We start from the raw sequence: 22,447 nt of genomic DNA on the forward strand, positions 1-22,447 counted from the left end.
ATTTAGCGCCCGCGGCCGGCCTTCAGCATCGACCAACTATAGAAGAACAGCCCCGCCCAGATCAGCGGGAAGGCGATCATGCGCGCCGTGCCGAGCGGCTCTTGAAAGGCGAACACGGCGATCAGGAAGATCATCGTCGGCGCGATATACTGCATGATACCGATCGTCGAGAGCTTCAGCAGCTTGGCGCCATTGGCATAGATCATCAGCGGCACGGCAGTGACGACACCGCAGCCGAGCAGCAGGGTCGTGTCGGCAAAGCCGGTGCGGTAGAAGTGCCCCTGTCCGCTGCCGAGTTCGAGATAGAGGATGTAGAGGAGGGCGGGCACGCTCAGGATCAGCACTTCCAGGAAGAAACCCTGATTGGGGCCGAGCGGCAACGTCTTGCGGAGCAAGGCGTAAAAACCCCAGCTGACCGCCAGCGTCAGCGCCACCCACGGAATGCCGCCGCTGTCGAAGGCGAGAATGGCAACGGCAAGTGCGGCAAGCGCGATCGCCGCGATCTGCAGCGGCTGCAGCTTTTCCTTCAGCAACACCGCGCCGAGGAAGATGCTGAACAGCGGATTGATGAAATAGCCGAGTGCCGCGTCGAGCGAATGGCCGGCGCCGATCGCCCAGACATAGGTGCCCCAGTTGACGGTGATCAGCGCCGCCGTCAGCGCCGCCATCGCCAGCATGCGCGGCGAACGCAATGCTGCGCTTATATCTCCGGTGCGTCCGAGCACGATCAGCACGATGCCGGCCAGCGGCAGCGACCAGACGATGCGGTGGGCGATGACTTCGGCCGGAGAGATATGCGCCACCGCCTTCATGTAGAACGGCAGGAAGCCCCAGAGCAGATAGGCTGTCAGCGCGAAAGCGAAACCGCGCGGACTATCTTCGTTCTTGGCCAAGGGAACGGATGCATCGGTCGACATCGGGTGTTTCCATCTTTGTTCTTCTTCTGATCCGGCCTAGCTTAAGCGCCGTGAATAGGCCAATTCATTTCGTTGAATGAATGGTGAGAGCATTTAGCAAAGACCAGGCGATGACGAACACGAGCGGACGATCAGCCCGGACCTCAGCGGCCGAAAGGCCGGCGGCGCCGGCAGCGCCGCCGAACCGGCGGAAAAGATTCATTCCGCCGCGATCTTGCCCGCCAGCTGCCGGTTCTTCATCAGCTTATAGATGACGGAATCCATCAGCGCCTGGAACGAGGCGTCGATGATGTTCTCCGAGACGCCGACCGTCCACCAGCGCACGCCGTCGCTGTCGGTGGATTCGATCAGCACGCGGGTGATCGCCTCCGTGCCGCCGTTGAGGATACGCACCTTGAAATCGGCAAGCACCAGATCGTCGATCTCGTGCTGGTATTTGCCGAAATCCTTGCGCAGCGCCAGGTCGAGCGCGTTGACCGGGCCTTCGGCATCGGCAACCGACATCAGCGTCTGGCCGTCGATGGTGATCTTGACCACCGCCTCCGAGACGATTTTCACGCGGCCGAGACTGTCGAAGCGGCGCTCGATCATCACCCGGAAGCCTTCGATGGTGAAGAATTCCGGGATGGTGCCGAGCGTGCGATGCGCCAGCAGCTCGAAGCTCGCATCGGCGCCCTCATAGGCATAGCCGATGGATTCCCGTTCCTTGACGATCGAGATCAAGAGGTCGAGCTTCGGATCGTCCTTGGCGACGGTGATGCCGCGCCGCTTCAGCGCATTGATGAAGTTCGCCTTGCCGCCCTGGTCGGAGACCATGACCTTGCGGAAATTGCCGACGCTTTCCGGCGCCACATGTTCATAAGTCTTCGGATCCTTCAGCAGCGCCGATGCGTGGATGCCGGCCTTGGTGGCGAAGGCGGAAGCGCCGACATAGGGCATCTGGTGGTCGGGCGAACGGTTGAGCAGCTCGTCGAAGGCATGCGAGAGCCGCGTGAGGTTGAGCAGCCGCTCCTCGTCGATCGCCGTTTCGAAACGTGTGTTGTAGGCGCTCTTCAGTGCCAGGGTCGGGATCAGCGTCACCAGATTGGCATTGCCGCAGCGCTCGCCGATGCCGTTCAACGTGCCCTGGATCTGCCGGACGCCGGCTTCGACCGCAGCCAATGAATTGGCGACCGCCTGGCCGGTGTCGTTGTGGGCATGGATGCCGAGACAGCGGCCGGGCACGCCGGCTGCGATCACCGCCTCGACGATGGCGCGCACCTCCGGCGGCTGCGTGCCGCCATTGGTGTCGCAGAGCACGACCCAGCGGGCGCCACTGTCAAAGGCGATCTTGGCGCAGGCGAGCGCATAGGCCGGGTTGGCCTTGAAACCATCGAAGAAGTGCTCGCAATCGACGATCGCCTCCTTGCCGGCGCCGACCGCCGCCTTGACGCTTTCGGCGATGCATTCGAGATTTTCCTCGTTGGTGCAGCCGAGCGCCACCGCGACATGGTAATCCCAGCTCTTGGCGACGAAACAGATGGCGTCGGATTTCGCCTGCAGCAGCCCGGCAAGGCCCGGATCGTTGGAGACCGAAATGCCCGCCCGCTTCGTCATGCCGAAGGCGACGAAGCTCGCCTGGCTGGTGCGCTTCTCGCTGAAAAAGGCGGTATCGGTCGGATTGGCGCCGGGATAGCCGCCCTCGATATAATCGCAGCCGAACTCGTCCAGCATGGCGGCGATCGCAATCTTGTCCTCGACGGAAAAATCAATGCCAGGCGTCTGCTGCCCGTCCCGGAGCGTCGTGTCGAAGAGGTAGATGCGTTCTTTCATGTCGTTTCCTCCCAGCGGGCGGGCGTTGTTGGAATGCGTATGCTGCCTCTCATCCGGCTGCCGCCACCTCTCCCCGTTCTGACGGGAAGAAGGGACATGCCGCACCGTTTCGCAAGGCACGTCCCCTCTCCCCGCGCGCGGGGAGAGGGCTAGGGTGAGGGGCTGCCCTGTTAGGGCAATCAGTCCGTCTTCCCTGCAAACTTGTCCGTCGCCCGGATCAGCCGATCGAGAATCCCGGGCTCCGAATAGGCATGGCCGGCGCCTTCGATCAGATGGAACTCCGCCTTTGGCCAGGCCTTGTGCAGCAGCCAGGCATATTTGGCTGGGCAGGGCATGTCGTAGCGGCCATGCACGATGACGCCGGGAATATCCTTGAGCTTGCCGGCGTCGCGGATCAGCTGTCCTTCGTCCATCCAGCCGGCATTGACGAAGAAGTGGTTCTCGATGCGGGCGAAGGCATAGGCGAATTCCGGCTCCTCGAACTTGCCGCTCGTCGAGGGTTCCGGCAGCAGCGTGATCGTTTCGCCTTCCCAGATGCTCCAGGCCTGCGCGGCCGCAAGGCGCACGCTTCTGTCCGCATGCGTCAGGCGGCGATGATAGGCCTGCATCATCTCATGCCGCTCTTCCGGCGGGATCGGAGCGATGAAGCGCTCCCACTTGTCGGGGAACATCTCCGAGACGCCGAACTGATAGTACCAGTCGAGTTCCGCCTTGGTCAGCGTATAAATGCCGCGCACAATGAGCTCGGACACCCGCTCGGGATGGGTCTCGGCATAGGCGAGCGCCAGCGTCGAACCCCAGGAGCCGCCGAATACCTGCCAGGTCTCGACGCCGGCCATCTCGCGCAGCCGCTCGATGTCGGCGACGAGGTGCCAGGTCGTATTGGCATTGAGCTCAGCATGCGGCGTCGACCGGCCGCAGCCGCGCTGGTCGAACAGCAAGACGTCGTAGAGAGCGGGATCGAACAACCGGCGATGGGCGGGTGAGAAGCCGCCGCCCGGGCCGCCATGCAGGAAGACGGCGGGCTTGGCGCCGGGCGTTCCCGAACGTTCCCAGTAGATCACATGGCCGTCGCCCACATCGAGATGGCCGGAGGCATAGGCTTCGATTTCGGGATAGAGGGTGCGCAGTATCTCGGTCATATCTTCACGCCTTTCGCGGGCCAGACTTGGGTGTCATGATCGGGATGCTGAAACGAGATGATCGCCTCCTGTCGGGTATAGAAATCCGGGTCCTTATGCACTGGGGCTTCGAAGATCGTCTCGACCCAGGGCAGGCGGGCATCGTAGTTGACCTGGATTTGCGGCGCGAGATCGCTGCGGTCGTCGAAGGTGCCGATCGCAAGCTCCAGGCCACCAGGATGACGATAGGTCATCGGCGTGCCGCAATCGCTGCAGAAGCCGCGGTCTATATTGACGGAGGACTGAAAGTAGCTCGGCTCGCCGCGGGTCCACTCCATTCCCTCCTCGGGTGCGGTGACCAGCGCGGAAAAGAAGCCGCCGAACTGCTTCTGGCACATGCGGCAATGGCAGATAGAGGGTCGCCCCAGCTTGCCTGAGATGCGGAAGCGCACGGCGCCGCACTGGCATCCGCCTGTTCTTATCCTATCCGTCATAGGTGTTCTCCGAATGGCCAGCTTTTCGTATCGTGGTCGGGGTGCTGATGGTTGCTTGCTGCAATCGCGTTCTCGCGGTCGGGCGTTTCAGGCTGCGGCTCCACCGGCAGGCCGTCCAGCGTGTGAAACCAGGACATCTTGCGGCCGGTATTGGATTGCATCACCGGCCGAACCGCATCGGGATCATCGAGTGAGCCCAGCGCGATGTTGATGAAATCCGCTTCCGGAATATCGTAGAAGAGCGGCGTGCCGCAATCGCCGCAGAAGCCGCGCCGCACCAGATCCGAAGACCGGAACCATTTCGGTGCGCCGCGCGTCAGCTCGAAATCCTCGCGCATGGCGGCGGCAAGCGGCAGGAAATAATTGCCGGCGGCCTTCTGGCACATGCGGCAATGGCAGACATGGGGATAGCCGAGTTCGCCGCGCGCGCGATAACGAACCGCGCCGCATTGGCATCCGCCGGCCTGCTGCTTCATTTCGCTCAAGCGCGATCCTCCGGTGGCCAGACCTGCGTGTCATGGTCGGGATGTTGATAGGAAACGAGTTCGTGCAGGAAGGAGCCTGCCGTCAGATCGGCCTCGGTCCGCTCTCCCGGCAGTTCGTGCAGGTGATCGACGAAGCCGATCTTGCCTTCCACGCCCCATTGAATGGTCGGCGGCAGGCACGACGGATCGTCGAAGGCGCCCGCCGCAATCGCCATTCCGTCTGGCGCTTCATAGGTCAGCGGCGTGCCGCAGTCACCGCAGAAACCACGCTCGACGAAATTGGAAGAGCGGAACTTCTTTCGCTCGCCGCGTGTCCATTGGAAATCGGCGCCGCGCACCGAGACGAGCGGCGCATAATAAGCCCCGAACGCCTTCTGGCACATGCGGCAATGACAGATCGACGAATCCTTGAGTTCGCCGCTGACACGAAAGCGGATCGCACCGCATTGGCAGCCGCCGGTATAGGTGGTCATGGCAGGTCCTCCTGCAGCGACGTCGATGAGAAAGAGAAAGCCCCTCCCAACCCTCCCCACAAGGGGGAGGGCTCTCTCGTGGCGCCGTCTTCGTTTACGTCTCGAATGTTTGCAATTGCGGTGAAGTCGCTTCGGAGCAGTGCGGCGCCGTAGCCCCTCCCCCTTGTGGGGAGGGGTTGGGGAGGGGTCTTATCCCAACACACCACTCTCACCGCTTCACCTCCCACGTCGTCACCCGCTCGCCGGTCACCGGATCCTTGCCGTCCTTCAGCTGGATGCCTTTTGCCGTCAGTTCGTCGCGGATATTGTCGGCTTCGGCAAAATTCTTCGCCTTCAGCATTTCAAGACGCATGGCGACCAGCGCGTCAACCGCCGCGGCGACGGCTTCGTCAATCTCGGCTTTCTTCGGCAGCACCCCGAGGAGGGCGGCCGTTGCGGCGAAGGTGGCGCCGGCGGCGGCATCGGTATGGGCGGCCTGCGCCAGCGCATGCAGCGCCTGCACCGCCGCGACGGTATTGAGATCGTCGGCCAGCGCGTTCATGACGGCCTCGTCCGGCTTGGCGTCGCCGGGCTCCGTCGCCGGCCATTTGGCGAGCAGGCGTTCGGCCTCTTCCAGCCGCTTGATCGAAAAATCGATCGGCTCGCGGTAATGCGTCATCAGCATGGCAAGGCGCAGCACCTCGCCCGGCCATTTGCGGCCGCCGAAGACCTCAGTGTGCAGCAGATCGTGGATGGTGACGAAATTGCCCTCGGACTTCGACATCTTGCGGCCTTCGACCTGCACGAAGCCGTTATGCATCCAGACATTCGCCATCACCTCGGTGCCGTGGGCGCAGCGCGACTGGGCGATCTCGTTTTCATGGTGCGGGAAGATCAGATCCAGCCCGCCGCCGTGAATATCGAAGACATCGCCGAGATAACGCCGGCTCATCGCCGAGCATTCGATATGCCAGCCGGGCCGGCCGCGGCCCCAGGGGCTCTCCCAGCCGGGCTCGTTATGGCTAGACAGTTTCCAGAGCACGAAATCGCCGGGGTTCTTCTTGTGCGCGTCGACGGCGACGCGGGCGCCGGCCTGCTGCTCGTCGAGCGGGCGCTTCGAAAGCTGGCCGTAATCCGCCATCGATTTGGTGTCGAACAGCACTTCGCCGGCTGCGACATAGGCATGACCGTTGGAGATCAGCTTCTCGATAATCTCGGTCATCTCAGCGATATTGTCGGTGGCGCGCGGCTCGACGTTCGGCTCCAGGCAGCCGAGCTCGGCGACGTCGGCGTGAAACTGCGTCTCGGTCTTTTCGGTGACCGCGCGGATCGCATCGTTCAGCGGCAGGCCGGGATGATCTCTCAGCGCCCGCGCATTGATCTTGTCGTCGACGTCGGTGATGTTGCGGGCATAGGTGACATGGTTTTCGCCATAGACATGGCGCAACAGCCGGAACAGCACGTCGAAAACGATGACCGGCCGGGCATTGCCGATATGGGCGAAATCATAGACGGTCGGGCCGCAGACATACATGCGGACATTCTCGGCATCGATCGGCGCAAACACCGATTTCTCCCGCGTCAGCGTGTTGTACAGCTTCAGTTCCGGCGTGCCGCCCATTTCACTCTCCCAGATGCACGATCAGAAAATATCGCAACCGGCGGGCCGGGGCGTTTCGCATCTTGACTATTTGGGAGATGAAAACGGCCAGGCCAGCGCTTGCGCTAGCGAATAATCTTTCCGCAGATAATGCAGATAACCGTTTTCATGCCGCGTTTTATGGCGCGCGAATGACGTTTGGTCAAGGGGGCGAGGAATGATCCGGCGGCAACTGGAACGACGCGTCGGTAATCCTTTTGCAAGAACGAGCGCGCGGGCTTTGGCCGCCATTCTCCCGACGCAAATCGCGCATAGCCAGCTGGGAAGCTACTGAAAATATGGGAGGAATGAGTGGGGACCGTGGTTCGGTGGACGATTGGAGCGACCGCAATTCTAATGGTCGCATCCGTTGCATATTTCGCTTACGATTTCGGCATGCTTCGCTTCAACAATCCAACCTTAGCTCGTTATCCGATCCAGGGCATCGATGTCAGCCATCACCAGGGCGATATCGATTGGAAGACGGTGGCCGCGCAGCCGAACGTGCGTTTCGCGATCATGAAGGCGACTGAAGGCGGCGATCACAGGGATTCAAAGTTTGCCGAGAACTGGCAGAATGCCGGAGATGCCGGAGTGGTCAGAGGCGCCTATCATTTCTTCACATTCTGCCGCCCGGGCAGGGATCAGGCGCAGAATGTCCTGGCGACCGTGCCGAAGGCGCCGGGAACACTGCCGATCGCCGTTGATCTGGAGTTTGTCGGCAATTGCAACAAGGTCCCGACGCTCGAGGAAGTGGCGACGGAAGTGAGTGCCTTCGTCACCGAGCTGAAAGGCACCTTTCCGGAAAAGCCGATCTTTTACGTGACCCAGGAATTCTTCGATCAATATCTGAAAGGCAATGAGGCCCGCTTCCCCGAGCATTACCTTTGGCTGCGAAGCGTATTCAAGGAGCCGGCGCAGGAAGGCTGCGGTCGTTGGTCGATCTGGCAATTTGCCGACAACGGCATGGTGAACGGCATTCAGGGGGCGGTGGATCTCAATGCGCTCTGCCCGTCGGAAGCAGGCTTTGCTCACTTATTCCCGGCCGTTGCCAATTGAGGCGTCGGTCTATTCCGGCAGGCGGTAATCGGCCAGCTTGTTCTCGCGGACAATGAACAGCTTGCCCGTCTCGGTCACGCCGGGACCGAGCAGCGGCAGGATCGCCTTGGCGACCTCGGAAGGATGCGGCAGCGTCTGGGGATCTTCACCGGGCACGGCCTGGGCCCGCATCGCCGTGCGGGTCGCGCCCGGATCGACGCTGGTGACGCGCAGCGGCGTCGATTGCGTCTCGCCGGCCCAGGTGCGGGCGAGCGCCTCGACGGCAGCTTTGGAGGCGGAATAGGCGCTCCAGAAGGGACGGCATTTGTGCGCGGCCCCGGACGACAGGATGACGGCGCGGCCGGCATCGGAGCGGGCGAGCAGCGGATCGACCGAGCGGATCAGCCGCCATGTCGCCGTCACGTTGATGGTCATGACCTTTTCGAACACCTTCGCCTCGATATGGCCGATCGGCGAGATGACGCCGAGTACGCCGGCATTGGCGACGAGGATGTCGAGCTTGCCCCAGCGCTCGAAGATCGAGCCGCCGAGCGCATCGATCGCGTTCATATCGGCGAGGTCGAAGGGCACCAGCGTTGCATTGCCGCCGACCGCCTTGATCGCATCGTCGAGATCCTCGAGCCCGCCGACCGTGCGGGCGCAGGCAATGACATGGGCGCCGGCTTTGGCAAGTTCCAGCGCAGTGAAATAGCCGATGCCGCGCGACGCACCGGTGACGAGTGCGATCTTGCCCTCAAGATTGATGTTCATCTGTCCGGTTCCGGATTGGCTTGCGAAGGTGAGGGGCGCAATTAGGCCCCTCGGAAGCGAAAGTCAAAGTGGCAAGCGGCTCAGCCGTTGCTGGCAAGCATCGAAAGCTTGTTGCCCATAGACTCGCCGTTCTTGTCGAGCAGACGGGTCGGGTAGTCACCGGTGAAGTAGTGGTCGGTGAATTGCGGGCGGGCCGGATTGCGGTCCTCGCCGCCGACGGCGCGATAAAGTCCGTCGATCGACAGGAAGGCGAGCGAATCCGCGCCGATATATTTGGCCATGGCTTCGACATCGGCATACTGGTTGGCGAGCAGCTTGTCGGCATCGGGCGTGTCGATGCCGTAGAAATCGGGGAAGAAGATCATCGGGCTTGCGACGCGGAGATGAACTTCGCGCGCGCCGGCTTCGCGGATCATCTGCACGATCTTCAGCGACGTTGTGCCGCGCACGATGGAGTCATCGACCAGCACGACGCGCTTGCCTTCGATCATCGCCCGGTTGGCGGAATGCTTCAGCTTCACGCCGAAGGCGCGAATCTGCTGCGTCGGCTCGATGAAGGTGCGGCCGACATAATGGTTGCGGATGATGCCGTACTCGAAGGGAATGCCGCTTTCCTGCGCATAGCCGAGCGCCGCAGGTGTGCCGCCGTCCGGCACCGGCACCACAACGTCGGCCTCGACCGGCGCTTCCTTGGCAAGGTTCATGCCCATGTTCTTGCGTGTCGTATAGACGTTGCGGCCGCCGACGACCGAATCCGGCCGGGCGAAATAGACATATTCGAACAGGCAGAGGCGCTCCGGCTGCGGCTTGCCAGGCTTGCGCGCATCAATGCTGATCGAGCCGTCAGGCTGGATTTCGCAGATGATGACTTCGCCGTTTTCGACATCGCGGATGAACTTGGCGCCGATAATGTCGAGCGCGCAGGTTTCCGAGCAGAAGATCGGCTTGCCGTCCAGTTCGCCCATGACGAGCGGGCGGATGCCGGTCGGGTCGCGCGCGGCAATCAGCTTGGTGCGCGTCATGGCGAGCATCGAATAGCCGCCTTCCATCTGGCGGATCGCATCGATGAAGCGGTCGGAGGTGGACGCGTGGCGGGAGCGAGCGATGAGATGAAGGACGACTTCCGTATCGGAGGTCGACTGACAGATGGCGCCGGTGGCGATGATCTGGCGGCGCAGCGTCAGGCCATTGGTGAAATTGCCGTTATGGGCAATGGCGATACCGCCTTCTTCCAGTTCGGCAAAGAGCGGCTGCACGTTGCGCATGGCCACTTCGCCTGTTGTGGAGTAGCGCGTATGGCCGATCGATATGCTGCCGGGCAGGCGGGCGAGCGTCATCGGATTGGTATAATGATCGCCGACGAGGCCCATATGGCGCTCCTGATAGAAGCGTTTGCCGTCGAAGGAGACGATGCCGGCTGCTTCCTGTCCGCGATGCTGCAGGGCGTGCAGGCCGAGAGCCGTGAGGGCGGCGGCATCGGGATGTCCCAGAATTCCGAAAACGCCGCATTCCTCATGCAGCGTATCTCCGTCGAGCGGATCGTCGGTCGGGAAGGAATGGGACTGGTTCATTTCTGCGGGCCTCTGCTCTCACAAGAATGGATCGGCATTTCCAGTATCATATATCGGAAACTTGGCAGCTTTCCGATAACGTCATGCTGAACGACATCCGCTGCCAAAGCCCGCTCGCCGGCTCTGAAACGGCTGAGGTCCGGCGGAGCTGAATACCCGGCCGGACCTTTATTTCACGTCCCGCTCAAATGGCAATTGCCGGACGGCGGGTCAAGCTCTTGAACACTGTGTCAATTCGCCGGCTGCTGTGTGCCGGCTGCAGGCGCGTCTTCCGCCGGAGCCTGATCGGTGGTCGGCGGCGTGGCGCTTTCGCCGCCCTGTGCCGGAGACTGCATCTTATCACGGAAGCTTGCCTCGATCATCTGGGCAAATTGCTCCGGCAGAACCGCCTTCAGCTTCACCACCATCGAATCCAGGAAGGGCTTCGACTTGGCCTCGTTGACCCAGGCCGGGCGGTGGTCGACATCGACGAGCCAGTTCCAGAAAGCGACGGCGACCACCATCAGCAGCAGGCCGCGCGCCGCGCCGAACAGGAAGCCGAGCGTGCGGTCGAGCGCGCCGATGCGGCTGTCGATGATGAAATCGGCGATCTTCATGGTGATGAAGGAGATGACGATGAGTGCGATCAGGAAGACGACCGCGGCCGAACCGGCGATCGCGATGCGGTCGTCATCGGTGTATTTCTGCGCATAGGGCAGCAGGTAGGGATAGAGGTAGTAGGCGGCGGCGGCCGAACCGCCCCAGCTTGCGATCGAAAGAATCTCGCGGGAGAAGCCGCGGACCATCGCCAGTACGGCGGAGAAGAGCACGACGCCGATGACAATACCGTCGAAAATCGTAATGGGCATGTAATATCAACTCCAGGACTGCCGCTTGGCGGCCGTGTCGTGCCTTATCGTGTGCTTCCTATATCATCACCGTTCCCGGCAATGAAAGGATCAAACCTCGTCTTCCACACGCAGCGCTCCCTTCGATCCGGCGATGCGCGCGACCAGATCCGGCAGGCTTTCGACCTCGTTCCATCGCCCGCCGGAACCCTTCGGCAGCTCGGCGGAGGCGGAAGGAAGCAGCGCTGTGGAAAAGCCCAGCTTCTCGGCTTCCTTGAGGCGCTGGGCGGTGTGCGCAACCGGTCGGATGGCGCCCGACAGGCTGACTTCGCCGAAATAGACGCAATCGGCGGGAAGGGCAATACCGGCGAGCGACGAAACGAGCGCCGAGGCGACCGCGAGATCGGCCGCCGGTTCGGAGATGCGGTAGCCGCCGGCGACGTTAAGATAGACGTCGTGCTGGCCGAGCCTGACGCCGCAATGGGCCTCCAGCACCGCCAGGATCATCGACAGCCGGGCCGAATCCCAGCCGACCACGGCACGGCGTGGCGTGCCGAGCGAGGTTGGCGCCACCAGCGCCTGCACCTCGACGAGAACGGGCCGTGTGCCCTCCATGCCGGCGAAGACGGCCGCACCCGGCGATTTTTCGTTGCGCTCGCCGAGAAAGAGTTCGGATGGATTGGCGACTTCGCGCAAACCTCTGTCGGACATTTCGAAGACGCCGATCTCGTCGGTCGGGCCGAAGCGGTTCTTGACCGTGCGCAGGATGCGGTAGTGATGGCCGCGATCGCCTTCGAAATAGAGCACGGCATCGACCATGTGCTCGACAACGCGCGGCCCCGCGATCTGCCCGTCCTTGGTCACATGCCCGACGAGCACCATCGCCGCACCCGTCTGCTTGGCGAAACGGATCATCGACTGTACGCCGGTGCGCACCTGCGTCACCGTTCCCGGCGCGGATTCGGCAAGCTCGCTCCACAGCGTCTGGATGGAATCGATGATGACGAGATCCGGGCGTTTGCCCTCGGCGAGCGTCGCCAGAATATCCTCGACATTGGTTTCGGCCGCCAGCATCACGTCGGTATCGGCTGCCGCAAGGCGCTGCGCCCTGAGGCGAACCTGCGCCACCGCTTCCTCGCCAGAGACGTAGATGATCCTGTGGCCGCGCCGCGCAAGGGCCGCGGCCGCTTGCATCAGCAGCGTCGATTTGCCAATGCCGGGATCGCCGCCGATCAGCACCGCCGAGCCGCGCACGAAGCCGCCGCCGAGCGCGCGGTCGAGTTCCGACATGGCGGTATGGATGCGCGGCGCCTCCTCGATCTCGCCGGAGAGCGCCGTCAGCGCCACCGGCCGGCCCTTCTTCGGCGTCTTGCCGGGGCCGGAGCCGATGCCGCCCATCGGGTCTTCCTCGACGATGGTGTTCCATTCGCCGCAATTGTCGCATTTGCCGGCCCAGCGGTTATGCACCGCGCCGCAACTCTGGCAGATGAATTGTGTCCTGGCCTTCGCCATCAAATGTTTCTTTCAGTCGCGTTCTACAATGAAGCACTCGAGGGCTTCATCGAATCATGTCGTGCTTGAGATAATGGCTATCGCGACGGATCAAAACTAATGATTTCCCCATCAGCCTTCGCCGTGCCTATGCTTTTCACCTCTGATCACAGCTATGGTGGAAGATGTTCGACTATTCGCTCGCGCACTGGCTTGCATTTCTATCGGCGGCGGTTTTGCTCAACCTCTCGCCGGGCCCCGACATTGCATTCATCCTCGGCCACACGATGAGAGGAGGGAAACGCGCGGGTTTTTCCGCATTGTTCGGCGTCTGGTCAGGCGCCTGCCTGCATGTGCTGATGGCGGCATTGGGCCTTTCAGCCGTGCTTGCCGCCTCTGCCGTCGCTTTCTCAACCGTCAAATGGCTCGGCGCCGCCTATCTCGTTTGGCTGGGCATCCAGGCTTTGCGCACCGGTGGGGGCAGCGGCCTGATCAAGGCGGCCGGTGAAGAATTGCCGACCGCAAGCATCTACCGGCAGGGAATCCTGGTGTCGCTCCTCAATCCGAAAGTGGCGATATTCTTCCTGGCCTTCCTGCCGCAATTCGTCGTAGAGGGGGCCGGGCCGGCATGGGCGCAGCTCATGCTGCATGGTGGCCTCATCATCGTTGTGGCCGCATTCATCGAGCCGCCGCTCGTCCTTGTCGGAGGACGGCTTGCCGATGCGTTCAGGCACAATCAAAAGGTCGGGCTATGGCTCGACCGCGGTCTCGGCGCGCTTTTTGTGGCGCTCGGTGTCCGCCTTGCGCTAAGCAGCCGTTGAGGGGCGAGCTTTATTCTTCGGCGACGTAGCGCCGCTCGTGGCGTAGCCCCATGCTGGTCAGAATCTCGTATCCGATCGTGCCAGCCGCCCGCGCCACGTCGTCGAGCGGCATGTTCTTTCCGAACAGCTCGACATAGTCGCCAGCGCGCACGGCGTTTTCGGGCAGGTCGGTGACATCGAAGATCGTCAGGTCCATGGTGATCCGGCCGGCGACCGGGACCTTGTGTCCGGCGATGAAGCCTTGCCCGCCCTGCGGCACGGCCTGGCGCAGCGGCACGCCGCCGCTCGACTGGCTGCGCATGTAACCGTCGGCGTAACCGGCAGAGACGATCGCTAGCCGGCTGTCGCGGGGAAGCTGCAGCGCGCGGCCGTAGCTGACGGTCTCACCGGCCCCGACGGTTCGCACCTGGATGATGCGCGCTTCCGCGGTGGCGACCGGGCGCATCGGGTTCGCCATGCCGCAGACCGCCTCACCGCCGTAAAGAGCGATGCCCGGCCGGGTCAGGTCGAAGTGGTAATCCTCGCCGAGAAAGATGCCGGCCGAGGCCGCAAGACTTGAATCAATGCCTTCATAGGCGGCGGTAACCCTGCGGAATGATTCGAGCTGCTGCCGGTTCATCGCGTTAGTGGGATCGTCGCCGCAGGCGAGGTGGCTCATGACCAGCACCGGTGCGAAGCTTGCCGGCCGCGAGACGTCGTCGGCAAGCGCGATCGCATCGTCGATATGCAGCCCCAGCCGGTTGAAGCCGGTGTCGACATGCAGCGCGCAAGGGTAATCGCCATAATCGGCAAGCACCGCCATCCAGAAGGCAAGCTGCTCGTCGGAGGAAATCACTGGCACCAAGTCATTGTCGAAGAATCGACGTTCCGTGCCCGGCCATATGCCTGACAGCACGAAGATGCGCGCATCCGGCGCATAGAGGCGAAGTGTCACGCCCTCATCGACGGTCGCGACGAAGAAATCCCGTGCGCCTGCCGTGTAGAGCGCTTCGCCGGCATCCTCGATGCCGAGGCCGTAGGCGTCGGCCTTGACGACGGCTGCGGCGCGCGCAGCGCCCGAACGATGCGCCATGTCGCGCCAGTTCTCAGTCAGCGCGGTCAGGTCGACGGTCAGCCGCAGGCCTGCCGAGGCAAAGGTGTCGTCTTCGGGGACGTCGAGAAATTCGCTCATGATCCACATCGAAAAGAGGCCGGAGAAGGATTCTCCGGCCAGATTAAAGGTCGATCTTGTCCAGGGAAAGCCCGATGCTGCAGCATCGCCGGCGATCAGTGCTCTTCATACTGGATGAAGGAGGGATCAGCGAGATCGGCGAAGCGTGTGAATTCCGCCTGGAAGGCGAGCTTCACCGTGCCCGTCGGCCCGTGGCGCTGCTTGGCGATGATGACGTCGGCCGTGCCCTTCACCTTGTCGAACAGCGCTTCCCATTCCGGATATTTCGGATCGTGGGGATCGCGCGGCTCCTGGTTCTTGACGTAATATTCCTCGCGGAACACGAAGAGCACGACGTCGGCGTCCTGCTCGATCGAACCGGATTCACGAAGGTCGGAAAGCTGCGGCCGCTTGTCGTCACGGCTTTCGACCTGACGTGACAACTGCGACAGGGCGATGATCGGAACGTTGAGCTCCTTGCCGAGCGCCTTCAGGCCGGTGGTGATCTGGGTGATTTCCTGGACGCGATTGTCGCTCGATTTGCCCGAACCGGTCATCAGCTGCACGTAGTCGACCACCAGCACGTCGAGGCCGCGCTGGCGCTTGAGCCGGCGCGCGCGTGCCGAAAGCTGGGCGATCGAGATACCGCCGGTCTGGTCGATATAGAGCGGCACCTTCTGCATCATCATCGAGCAGGCGACGAGCTTTTCGAAATCGGCATCGTTGATGTCGCCGCGGCGGATCTTCGAGGAGGAGACTTCCGTCTGCTCGGAGATGATACGAGTGGCGAGCTGTTCGGACGACATTTCCAACGAATAGAAGCCGACGACGCCGCCATTCCTGGCCTTCATGCTGCCATCCGACTGCACCTCGCCCTCGTAGGCGGCGGCGATATTGTAGGCGATGTTGGTGGCAAGCGAGGTCTTGCCCATGCCCGGGCGTCCGGCGAGGATGATCAAGTCCGAACGCTGCAGGCCGCCCATCTTGGCGTCCAGCGAGTGGATGCCGGTGGAAATGCCGGAAAGGCCGCCATCGCGTTCCTTGGCGACGGCCGCCATGTCGATCGCCAGCGCCACCGCATCGTTGAAGGACTGGAAGCCACCGTCATAGCGCCCGTTTTCCGCGAGTTCGAAAAGACGGCGTTCGGTATCCTCGATCTGCGACTGCGGCGGCATGTCGAGCGGTGCGTCATAGGCGATGTTGACCACGTCTTCGCCGATCGTGATCAGCGCCCGGCGCAGCGCCAGGTCATAGATCGCCCTTCCGTAGTCCTCGGCATTGATGACGGTGACAGCGTTGCTGACCAGGCTCGCAAGATATTGTGAAACCGTCATGTCGCCGACCTTTTCGTCGGCCTTGAGGAAGGTCTTGATCGTTACCGGGTTGGCGATCTTGCCCATGCGGATAATGTCGCCGGCGACCTCGAAGATCTTCCGGTGCAGCGGTTCGTAGAGATGGATCGGCTTGAGGAAATCCGACACCCGGTAATAGGCGTCGTTGTTCATCAGGATTGCACCCAGAAGCGCCTGCTCGGCTTCGATGTTGTTGGGTGCTTCGCGATAATGCTGCTCCGAGGGAGCAACAGCTGCAATCTTTCGAGCGGCGTCGTTCATCATCATCCGTTCTGTCTTTTTCCAACTCCGGATTTGCAATTCCGGATGGAGAAAATCAAGGGGCTGCAAAAGGCGCGGAGGCCCGCATCGCCTAAATCCCGAACGCTGTGCACGTTGTTCGACTTCTCCACAGTCCGGGGGCGACACAAGCGAGAAATACCGGGAGTGTCACCCTGAGGACACTGCACGGAGCCGACTCAGCTCATTCGTTCCGGAGATGGACATGGTAGCGCGACGACATCGGGCACGCAGCAAAAACATCAGGAAATCCCCCGGTAAAAGGGGATCTCCCCGGTTGCTTCCAATCAAGCGGATGAAACGAAAAAGCCCGGCGCAACGGCCGGGCTTCCCTGTCGCGGATCGTGTCCGGCGAGACTTATGCTTCGTCTTCGTCGATGCCGTCGGCTTCCGGATCGAAGAAATCTTCCGGACGCAGTGCGTCTTCGTCGACGCCGTAGATCGCGTCGACCGAGGTGAGTTCTTCGCCCTTTGCCTGGCGCTCAGCCTCATCGGCGGAACGGGCAACGTTCAGCTCGATATTGATTTCGACTTCGGCATGCAGCTGCAGCTCGACCTTGTGCAGGCCGATTGCCTTGATCGGCGTGTTCAGGTGAACCTGGTTGCGGCCGATGTTGAAGCCTTCGGCGGCGAGAATCTCGACGACGTCACGGGCAGCGACCGAGCCGTAGAGCTGGCCGGTTTCGCCGGCCGAGCGCACGACGATGAACGACTTGCCGTCGAGAACGTCGGCGACCTTCTGGGCTTCCGACTTGCGCTCGAGGTTGCGGGCTTCGAGCGTCGCACGCTCGGCTTCGAAGCGGGTCTTGTTGGCGGCGTTGGCTCGTAGCGCCTTGCCGAGCGGCAGCAGGTAGTTACGGGCAAAGCCGTCGCGAACCTTTACGGTTTCGCCCATCTGGCCGAGCTTGGAGATGCGTTCGAGAAGAATGACTTCCATTTTCTTGTCCTTTCTTGTGTCTCAGATTTTCGTATCGGGTTGTTTGGGGGCATCGGCATCTTTCGTCGGGGTCAGCGCGATCGCCTTGCGCGTATCGCTAAGACCCACGACCAGGATGAGCAGAGCTGGCAGCAGCATGAGCATGGACGCCAGGTAGCAGAGAATGAGGGCCGGCAAACGCCAGTCCTTTCCACGCGTGCGGAAATGCAGCGAGGCGAAGCCGGAGAGCATGAAGCCGGCGCCGAAAGTGCCGATCACGGTCGCGCCGATCAGCGCCGGAACGCCGCCGAAGAAGCAGGCGGCAAGCCCGGCGAGGAAGATGAAGATCGAGTTGCGGTTCATGCGCAGCGACGAGGGAATGTCCTCGCGGGGACGAAGGCCGCGGCCGGATGCTGCGACGATGCGCACCGCGAAATAATAGGCTGCGAACAGCATCGTCACCCACATGCCGCCCTGCAAAGCCGGCAGCATCAGCAGGATCAGCGATTTGGTCTGCGCGGTCGCCGCCGGATCGGGCATGAATTCCGGCTGCTGCTGCTTGAGAGAGGTAATCAGCAGATCGACAATCGGATCGGTGATCTCCGGCCCGTAGCCGATTATCACACCGATGACGATGACGGCGAACGTCACCAGGCCGCAGAGATGCAGCAGGATATCGGAGAGCGGATACCAGGCGAGCAGGTCGTCCGGACCGCCGAGCTCGGACGCGGGACGGGCGAGGTTGGCGAGGTGGCTGAGCCAGCCGGCCGGCAGCAGCGTCACCAGCGTCATGATCAGCGCAAAGGACGGCGAGATGAACACCGCGCCGAGCGCGGCTGCGGTAACGACGGCCACAATTGCGGCGACATTGCCCCAGCCGAGCCCGACAAGCAGGATCGGCAGTGCCGAAGCAGTATAGAGGAGCGCACTGAAAAACGACGGCTGCACGCTTGCACCCAGCACCAGCAGGGCAGCGGTCAAGCCGGCGAGGGCGCCGGTCAGCAGCGTTTTAAGATCGAGTCGTTTCAAGGTCGCTGTCCTGCTTCATCAAGCAGTTAGAGGATGTTGCTGAATCGAATTCAGAAACGTCTCAACATGGGTTTTAACCGTTCCGATCCGCGCCCATCGCGGAAGGGAGGCAACCCCCGGATCAGAAATCCGGGGGTCACATATTCTATTAGGCCACGACGTACGGCAGCAGGCCGAGGAAACGGGCGCGCTTGATCGCCTGGGCGAGTTCGCGCTGCTTCTTCTGGGAAACGGCCGTGATGCGGGACGGAACGATCTTGCCGCGCTCGGAAATGTAGCGCTGCAGCAGGCGGACGTCCTTGTAGTCGATCCGCGGTGCGTTTGCGCCGGAGAACGGGCAGGTCTTGCGACGGCGATGGAACGGGCGGCGGACCGGTGCGGAGGAAGCTTCAGACATTCTTATATCTCCTTATGCACGGTCTTCGCGGGGAGCGCGATCCGGACGCGGGCCACGCTGGAAGTCGCCGTCACGGCGCGGCGGACGGTCGCCGAATTCGCGGCGCGGGCCACGGTCGCCGCCTTCACGCGGGCCGCGGTCGTCGCGGTCGCGCTTCTGCAGCATGGCAGACGGGCCTTCTTCGTGCTTTTCGACGGCGATGGTCATGTAGCGAAGAACGTCTTCGCTGATGCGCATCTGGCGTTCCATTTCCTGGATCGCAGCAGCCGGAGCATCGATGTCCATCAGCGCGTAATGCGCCTTACGGTTCTTCTTGATGCGGTAGGTGAGGGACTTGAGGCCCCAGTTCTCGATACGCCCGACCTTGCCGCCGTTTGCTTCGATCACGCCCTTGTACTGTTCTACGAGGGCATCGACCTGCTGAGCGGAAATATCCTGCCGGGCAAGGAATACATGTTCATAAAGAGCCATGACAGCTTTGCCTTTCTTGCGTTTGGTTCAACCCGATATTCGGCGGCTAAGCCTCAACGACTGCTCCTGATAGGGCGGACCCAGGCAAGAAAAGCGTTTCCGAGACGGTCGAGAGCGGAGACACGGGAGGCTGGAACGCTTCCGTTCCGAACGATTTGCGACTTGCAAACCGGCCCTCCGTTCAGCCACCAGCCAGAAGACCGGGTTAACGAACAGGGCGGCTTATACGGATTTTTCGCGGAAAGGCAACCCCAATCGGACATGCGAGCCCGACGGGGACCAATCGGCAGCGCCTGGCCGCGTCATCACAGCGTCAGCGGATACTGCCGGTGCACCTTGGCAATCTCCGCCAGCACCTCTTCCGAAAGCCTCAGCTCGGCTGCGCCGAGATCGGTTTTCAACTGCTCCATCGAGGTTGCGCCGATGATGACCGAAGCCATGAAGGGTCTCGACAGGCAGAAGGCGAGCGCCATGGCCGACGGGTCGAGACCGTATCGGGCGGCGATTTCCAGATAGGCCTTGGTCGCCGGCTCCTGCAGCGGCTGCAGGCGGCCCCCGATATCGGGATTGATCGAAGCGCGCGACCCCTTCGGCCTGCCACCATCGACATATTTGCCGGTCAGGATGCCGCCGGCGAGCGGCGAATAGGCGAGAAGCCCGACATCCTCGTAATGCGAGAGCTCGGCGAGATCGAGGTCGAAATGACGGTAGAGCAGATTGTACTCGTTCTGAACGCTGGCGACGCGCGGCAGGCTCTTCTGTTCGGAGAGGGTCAGGTATTTCTGGATGCCCCAAGTGGTTTCGTTGGAAAGGCCGATCGCCCGGATCTTGCCTTCCTTGACTAGTGCCCCCAGCGTTTCCAGGATGTCGAGCATGTTGGCGACGGCCTTGTCGCGATCCTGGTTGAAGGGGTTGTAGCTCCAATTCTGCCGGAAGTGGAAATGCCCGCGGTTCGGCCAGTGCACCTGGTAGAGGTCGACATAATCCGTCTTCAGCCGCTTCAAGCTGGCCTCGAGCGCCAGGCGGATATTCTTTGAATCCGCGCCTTCGCCGCCGCGTATATAATCGCGGCCGCGGCCGGCGACCTTGGTGGCGAGCACGATCTCTCTTCGCTTGCCGGTCTTTTCGAACCAGCTGCCGATATAGTCTTCGGTCCAGCCCTGTGTTTCAGGCGAAACCGGGGTTGTCGGGTAGAGCTCGGCGGTATCGAAGAAATTGACGCCTTTCTCGACGGCATAATTCATCTGCGCATGCGCGTCGCTTTCGCTGTTCTGCGAGCCCCAGGTCATGGTGCCGAGGCAGATCTCTGAAACGGAAATCTCGGTCCGGCCTAGCGATTTGTACTTCATGGGAAAACCTTGGGAGAGAGGTGGAAGTCTTGGGAAGCTCAGCGCGAATCTAAGCCGGATTTGGCGGAGCGCAAGAGCAAAAGCCGGGCTTTTGCGCCGGTGCGAAAGGCTTTGCGCAGAAGGTGCCGCCACTTGACTCTGCCGGAAAGAATGTCAATTGGAGGCAAAACAGCCTCGAGGGGCGCAATCAGGGACATCAGAATGACCATTGCTTTCACTTTCCCCGGCCAGGGCAGTCAGGCCGTCGGCATGGGCAAGGATCTGGCCGAGAATTTCGCGGAAGCCCGCGCCGTTTTCGACGAAGTCGACGAGGCGCTCGGTGAAAAGCTTTCGGACGTCATGTTCAACGGTCCGGAGGACAAGTTGACCTTGACGGCAAACGCCCAGCCGGCGTTGATGGCCGTCTCGATCGCCGTCGTCCGTGTTCTCCAAGCCAAGGGGTTGGATCTGAAGTCCAAGGTCGCCTTTGTCGCCGGGCACTCGCTCGGCGAATATTCCGCACTTTGCGCCGCCGGCACCTTTTCGCTCGCCGATACGGCGCGGCTGCTGCGCATTCGCGGCAATGCCATGCAGGCCGCCGTTCCCGTCGGCGTCGGCGCCATGGCGGCGATCATCGGGTTGGAACATGCCGACATCGCAGCCGTCTGCGACGAGGCCGCCGCCACCGGCGCCTGCCAGATCGCCAACGACAATGGCGGCGGCCAGATCGTCATTTCGGGTGAGAAAGCGGCCGTCGAAAAGGCCGCCGGGCTTGCAACCGACAAGGGCGCCAAGCGCGCCATCCTGCTGCCGGTCTCGGCCCCTTTCCATTCCAAGCTGATGGCGCCTGCCGCCGAGGCCATGCGCGCGGCGCTGACAACGGTTGCCAAGTCCGATCCCGTGGTGCCTCTCATTGCCAATGTTCGCGCCGCCCCGGTAACGGGCGCCGACGAGATCGCGAGCCTCCTGGTCGAGCAGGTGACCGGCCAGGTCCGCTGGCGCGAGACGGTGGAATGGTTCGCCGGCAATGGCGTGAGCACACTTTATGAACTCGGTTCCGGCAAGGTGCTGACCGGCCTTGCCCGCCGCATCGACAAAACAGTCAACGGCATCTCCGTCGGCGGTCCGGCGGATATCGACGCGGCCGTCGTCGCCCTCATGGCCTGATTGATATCTCCAGATATAAGGAACGTTTCCATGCTCGATCTTTCCGGCCGCAAGGCTCTCGTCACCGGCGCATCGGGCGGCATCGGCGAGGAAATCGCCCGCCTTCTTCATAAGCAGGGCGCCACCGTCGGCCTGCACGGCACTCGCGTCGAGAAGCTGGAAGCGTTGGCGGCCGAGCTCGGCGAGCGCGTCAAGATCTTCCCGGCCAACCTGTCCGACCGCGACGAGGTCAAGGCGCTCGGCCAGAAGGCCGAAGCCGAACTCGATGGCGTCGATATTCTCGTCAACAATGCCGGCATCACCAGGGACGGTCTCTTCGTGCGCATGAGCGACGAGGATTGGGACGCCGTTCTCGAAGTCAATCTGACATCGACCTTCCGCCTGACGCGCGAGTTGACGCACCCGATGATGCGCCGCCGCTATGGCCGCATCATCAACATCACCTCGGTCGTCGGCGTCACCGGCAATCCGGGGCAGGCCAACTATTGCGCCTCCAAGGCCGGCATGATCGGCTTCACCAAGTCGCTGGCGCAGGAAATTGCCACTCGCAACGTGACCGTCAACTGTGTCGCGCCCGGCTTCATCGAAAGCGCCATGACCGGCAAGCTGAACGACAAGCAGAAGGAGGCGATCATGGGAGCGATCCCGATGAAGCGGATGGGCACGGGCGGCGAAGTCGCCTCGGCGGTTGCCTATCTTGCGTCCTCCGAGGCTGCCTACATGACCGGCCAGACGCTGCACGTAAACGGCGGCATGGCGATGATCTGAAACGACAAACCGTCGGCATGGGGGTATTTCCGCCAATAGCATGTTGAGCAATCACGAAGCGTTGATTTTCTGGCTTTGCGGCAGACTTAAACCATGTTAAGCGGGCCATGACTGTGAACAGTCGTCCCGAGAAAGCAGACGGACCGGCGGG

General features: G+C 62.2%; 22 protein-coding genes. 4 read left to right on the top strand and 18 right to left on the bottom strand.

The window, feature by feature from the left end; all coding sequences use genetic code 11:
• Positions 1–2: 2 nt before the first annotated feature.
• The 7 genes from rarD to cysS all read right to left on the bottom strand — a co-directional run bounded on the left by rarD (position 3) and on the right by cysS (position 6,902).
• The gene (gene rarD, locus EFR00_RS11320) at positions 3–917 is read right to left on the bottom strand and encodes an EamA family transporter RarD (protein ID WP_077993169.1); all 915 of its coding nucleotides are present in this window, start codon (positions 915–917) and stop codon (positions 3–5) included.
• 198 nt (positions 918–1,115) lie between these two features.
• A complete protein-coding gene (gene cimA, locus EFR00_RS11325; protein WP_077993170.1) occupies positions 1,116–2,729 on the bottom strand; it encodes a citramalate synthase in 1,614 nt (537 codons plus the stop codon).
• Between the two features lie 179 nt (positions 2,730–2,908).
• Entirely contained in the window at positions 2,909–3,871 is a 963-nt protein-coding gene (gene pip, locus EFR00_RS11330; RefSeq protein ID WP_077993171.1) for a prolyl aminopeptidase, read from the bottom strand.
• Entirely contained in the window at positions 3,868–4,344 is a 477-nt protein-coding gene (locus EFR00_RS11335; RefSeq protein ID WP_077993173.1) for a GFA family protein, read from the bottom strand. Before EFR00_RS11335 ends, pip begins: the two co-directional genes overlap by 4 nt.
• The gene (locus EFR00_RS11340) at positions 4,341–4,820 is read right to left on the bottom strand and encodes a GFA family protein (RefSeq protein ID WP_077993418.1); all 480 of its coding nucleotides are present in this window, start codon (positions 4,818–4,820) and stop codon (positions 4,341–4,343) included. The genes EFR00_RS11335 and EFR00_RS11340 overlap by 4 nt, the downstream gene beginning before the upstream one ends.
• 5 nt (positions 4,821–4,825) lie before the next feature.
• Positions 4,826–5,302 carry a GFA family protein gene (locus EFR00_RS11345; RefSeq protein WP_077993174.1) on the bottom strand — a complete coding sequence of 159 codons (477 nt, stop codon included), beginning with the start codon at positions 5,300–5,302 and terminating at the stop codon, positions 4,826–4,828.
• A 208-nt stretch (positions 5,303–5,510) separates the two neighbouring features.
• Entirely contained in the window at positions 5,511–6,902 is a 1,392-nt protein-coding gene (cysS, locus tag EFR00_RS11355; protein WP_077993177.1) for a cysteine--tRNA ligase, read from the bottom strand.
• 375 nt (positions 6,903–7,277) lie between these two features.
• Between cysS and EFR00_RS11360 the strand changes: the two genes are divergently transcribed.
• Entirely contained in the window at positions 7,278–7,979 is a 702-nt protein-coding gene (locus tag EFR00_RS11360) for a glycoside hydrolase family 25 protein (protein WP_164519051.1), read from the top strand.
• Between the two features lie 9 nt (positions 7,980–7,988).
• Here EFR00_RS11360 and EFR00_RS11365 read toward each other — a convergent pair whose 3' ends face one another.
• The 4 genes from EFR00_RS11365 to radA all read right to left on the bottom strand — a co-directional run bounded on the left by EFR00_RS11365 (position 7,989) and on the right by radA (position 12,639).
• The gene (locus EFR00_RS11365; RefSeq protein ID WP_077993180.1) at positions 7,989–8,729 is read right to left on the bottom strand and encodes an SDR family NAD(P)-dependent oxidoreductase; all 741 of its coding nucleotides are present in this window, start codon (positions 8,727–8,729) and stop codon (positions 7,989–7,991) included.
• Positions 8,730–8,809: 80 nt separating this feature from the next.
• Entirely contained in the window at positions 8,810–10,300 is a 1,491-nt protein-coding gene (gene purF, locus EFR00_RS11370) for an amidophosphoribosyltransferase (RefSeq protein WP_038687987.1), read from the bottom strand.
• A 230-nt stretch (positions 10,301–10,530) separates the two neighbouring features.
• Positions 10,531–11,148: a CvpA family protein gene (locus EFR00_RS11375; protein WP_077993183.1), complete on the bottom strand. Its 618-nt coding sequence runs from the start codon at positions 11,146–11,148 to the stop codon at positions 10,531–10,533.
• Positions 11,149–11,238: 90 nt separating this feature from the next.
• Positions 11,239–12,639: a DNA repair protein RadA gene (gene radA / locus EFR00_RS11380; RefSeq protein WP_077993187.1), complete on the bottom strand. Its 1,401-nt coding sequence runs from the start codon at positions 12,637–12,639 to the stop codon at positions 11,239–11,241.
• Positions 12,640–12,803: 164 nt separating this feature from the next.
• On the opposite strand from radA, the gene EFR00_RS11385 reads away from it, so the two are divergent.
• Positions 12,804–13,439, top strand: a complete 636-nt coding sequence (locus EFR00_RS11385; RefSeq protein ID WP_009987122.1) for a LysE family translocator — start codon at positions 12,804–12,806, stop codon at positions 13,437–13,439.
• A gap of 10 nt (positions 13,440–13,449) precedes the next feature.
• Here EFR00_RS11385 and alr read toward each other — a convergent pair whose 3' ends face one another.
• The 7 genes from alr to EFR00_RS11420 all read right to left on the bottom strand — a co-directional run bounded on the left by alr (position 13,450) and on the right by EFR00_RS11420 (position 20,382).
• Entirely contained in the window at positions 13,450–14,619 is a 1,170-nt protein-coding gene (alr, locus tag EFR00_RS11390; RefSeq protein ID WP_406550255.1) for an alanine racemase, read from the bottom strand.
• Positions 14,620–14,705: 86 nt separating this feature from the next.
• Positions 14,706–16,202: a replicative DNA helicase gene (locus EFR00_RS11395; RefSeq protein ID WP_012483300.1), complete on the bottom strand. Its 1,497-nt coding sequence runs from the start codon at positions 16,200–16,202 to the stop codon at positions 14,706–14,708.
• Positions 16,203–16,578: 376 nt separating this feature from the next.
• Positions 16,579–17,157, bottom strand: a complete 579-nt coding sequence (gene rplI, locus EFR00_RS11400) for a 50S ribosomal protein L9 (protein ID WP_064682097.1) — start codon at positions 17,155–17,157, stop codon at positions 16,579–16,581.
• 21 nt (positions 17,158–17,178) lie between these two features.
• On the bottom strand, positions 17,179–18,165 hold the full coding sequence (locus EFR00_RS11405) for a DUF2232 domain-containing protein (RefSeq protein WP_077993190.1): 987 nt from the start codon (positions 18,163–18,165) through the stop codon (positions 17,179–17,181).
• Positions 18,166–18,313: 148 nt separating this feature from the next.
• Complete coding sequence (rpsR, locus tag EFR00_RS11410; protein ID WP_004680498.1) at positions 18,314–18,562, bottom strand: 30S ribosomal protein S18; 249 nt, start codon at positions 18,560–18,562, stop codon at positions 18,314–18,316.
• A gap of 12 nt (positions 18,563–18,574) precedes the next feature.
• Positions 18,575–19,033 carry a 30S ribosomal protein S6 gene (gene rpsF / locus EFR00_RS11415; protein ID WP_004680499.1) on the bottom strand — a complete coding sequence of 153 codons (459 nt, stop codon included), beginning with the start codon at positions 19,031–19,033 and terminating at the stop codon, positions 18,575–18,577.
• A gap of 305 nt (positions 19,034–19,338) precedes the next feature.
• Complete coding sequence (locus EFR00_RS11420; protein ID WP_077993191.1) at positions 19,339–20,382, bottom strand: aldo/keto reductase; 1,044 nt, start codon at positions 20,380–20,382, stop codon at positions 19,339–19,341.
• A gap of 201 nt (positions 20,383–20,583) precedes the next feature.
• On the opposite strand from EFR00_RS11420, the gene fabD reads away from it, so the two are divergent.
• Together fabD and fabG are read left to right on the top strand one after the other, a co-directional pair.
• Positions 20,584–21,528, top strand: a complete 945-nt coding sequence (gene fabD, locus EFR00_RS11425) for an ACP S-malonyltransferase (protein ID WP_077993194.1) — start codon at positions 20,584–20,586, stop codon at positions 21,526–21,528.
• A 30-nt stretch (positions 21,529–21,558) separates the two neighbouring features.
• Complete coding sequence (fabG, locus tag EFR00_RS11430) at positions 21,559–22,296, top strand: 3-oxoacyl-[acyl-carrier-protein] reductase (protein WP_077993196.1); 738 nt, start codon at positions 21,559–21,561, stop codon at positions 22,294–22,296.
• Positions 22,297–22,447 lie beyond the last annotated feature (151 nt).

Source organism: Rhizobium sophoriradicis, assembly GCF_003939025.1.
GTDB lineage: Bacteria > Pseudomonadota > Alphaproteobacteria > Rhizobiales > Rhizobiaceae > Rhizobium > Rhizobium sophoriradicis.

Coding starts and splice junctions, on each gene's coding strand:
- rarD (WP_077993169.1), bottom strand. CDS start 917: ATGTCGACCGATGCATCCGTTCCCTTGGCCAAGAACGAAGATAGTCCG.
- cimA (WP_077993170.1), bottom strand. CDS start 2,729: ATGAAAGAACGCATCTACCTCTTCGACACGACGCTCCGGGACGGGCAG.
- pip (WP_077993171.1), bottom strand. CDS start 3,871: ATGACCGAGATACTGCGCACCCTCTATCCCGAAATCGAAGCCTATGCC.
- EFR00_RS11335 (WP_077993173.1), bottom strand. CDS start 4,344: ATGACGGATAGGATAAGAACAGGCGGATGCCAGTGCGGCGCCGTGCGC.
- EFR00_RS11340 (WP_077993418.1), bottom strand. CDS start 4,820: ATGAAGCAGCAGGCCGGCGGATGCCAATGCGGCGCGGTTCGTTATCGC.
- EFR00_RS11345 (WP_077993174.1), bottom strand. CDS start 5,302: ATGACCACCTATACCGGCGGCTGCCAATGCGGTGCGATCCGCTTTCGT.
- cysS (WP_077993177.1), bottom strand. CDS start 6,902: ATGGGCGGCACGCCGGAACTGAAGCTGTACAACACGCTGACGCGGGAG.
- EFR00_RS11360 (WP_164519051.1), top strand. CDS start 7,278: ATGGTCGCATCCGTTGCATATTTCGCTTACGATTTCGGCATGCTTCGC.
- EFR00_RS11365 (WP_077993180.1), bottom strand. CDS start 8,729: ATGAACATCAATCTTGAGGGCAAGATCGCACTCGTCACCGGTGCGTCG.
- purF (WP_038687987.1), bottom strand. CDS start 10,300: ATGAACCAGTCCCATTCCTTCCCGACCGACGATCCGCTCGACGGAGAT.
- EFR00_RS11375 (WP_077993183.1), bottom strand. CDS start 11,148: ATGCCCATTACGATTTTCGACGGTATTGTCATCGGCGTCGTGCTCTTC.
- radA (WP_077993187.1), bottom strand. CDS start 12,639: ATGGCGAAGGCCAGGACACAATTCATCTGCCAGAGTTGCGGCGCGGTG.
- EFR00_RS11385 (WP_009987122.1), top strand. CDS start 12,804: ATGTTCGACTATTCGCTCGCGCACTGGCTTGCATTTCTATCGGCGGCG.
- alr (WP_406550255.1), bottom strand. CDS start 14,619: ATGTGGATCATGAGCGAATTTCTCGACGTCCCCGAAGACGACACCTTT.
- EFR00_RS11395 (WP_012483300.1), bottom strand. CDS start 16,202: ATGAACGACGCCGCTCGAAAGATTGCAGCTGTTGCTCCCTCGGAGCAG.
- rplI (WP_064682097.1), bottom strand. CDS start 17,157: ATGGAAGTCATTCTTCTCGAACGCATCTCCAAGCTCGGCCAGATGGGC.
- rpsR (WP_004680498.1), bottom strand. CDS start 18,562: ATGTCTGAAGCTTCCTCCGCACCGGTCCGCCGCCCGTTCCATCGCCGT.
- rpsF (WP_004680499.1), bottom strand. CDS start 19,033: ATGGCTCTTTATGAACATGTATTCCTTGCCCGGCAGGATATTTCCGCT.
- EFR00_RS11420 (WP_077993191.1), bottom strand. CDS start 20,382: ATGAAGTACAAATCGCTAGGCCGGACCGAGATTTCCGTTTCAGAGATC.
- fabD (WP_077993194.1), top strand. CDS start 20,584: ATGACCATTGCTTTCACTTTCCCCGGCCAGGGCAGTCAGGCCGTCGGC.
- fabG (WP_077993196.1), top strand. CDS start 21,559: ATGCTCGATCTTTCCGGCCGCAAGGCTCTCGTCACCGGCGCATCGGGC.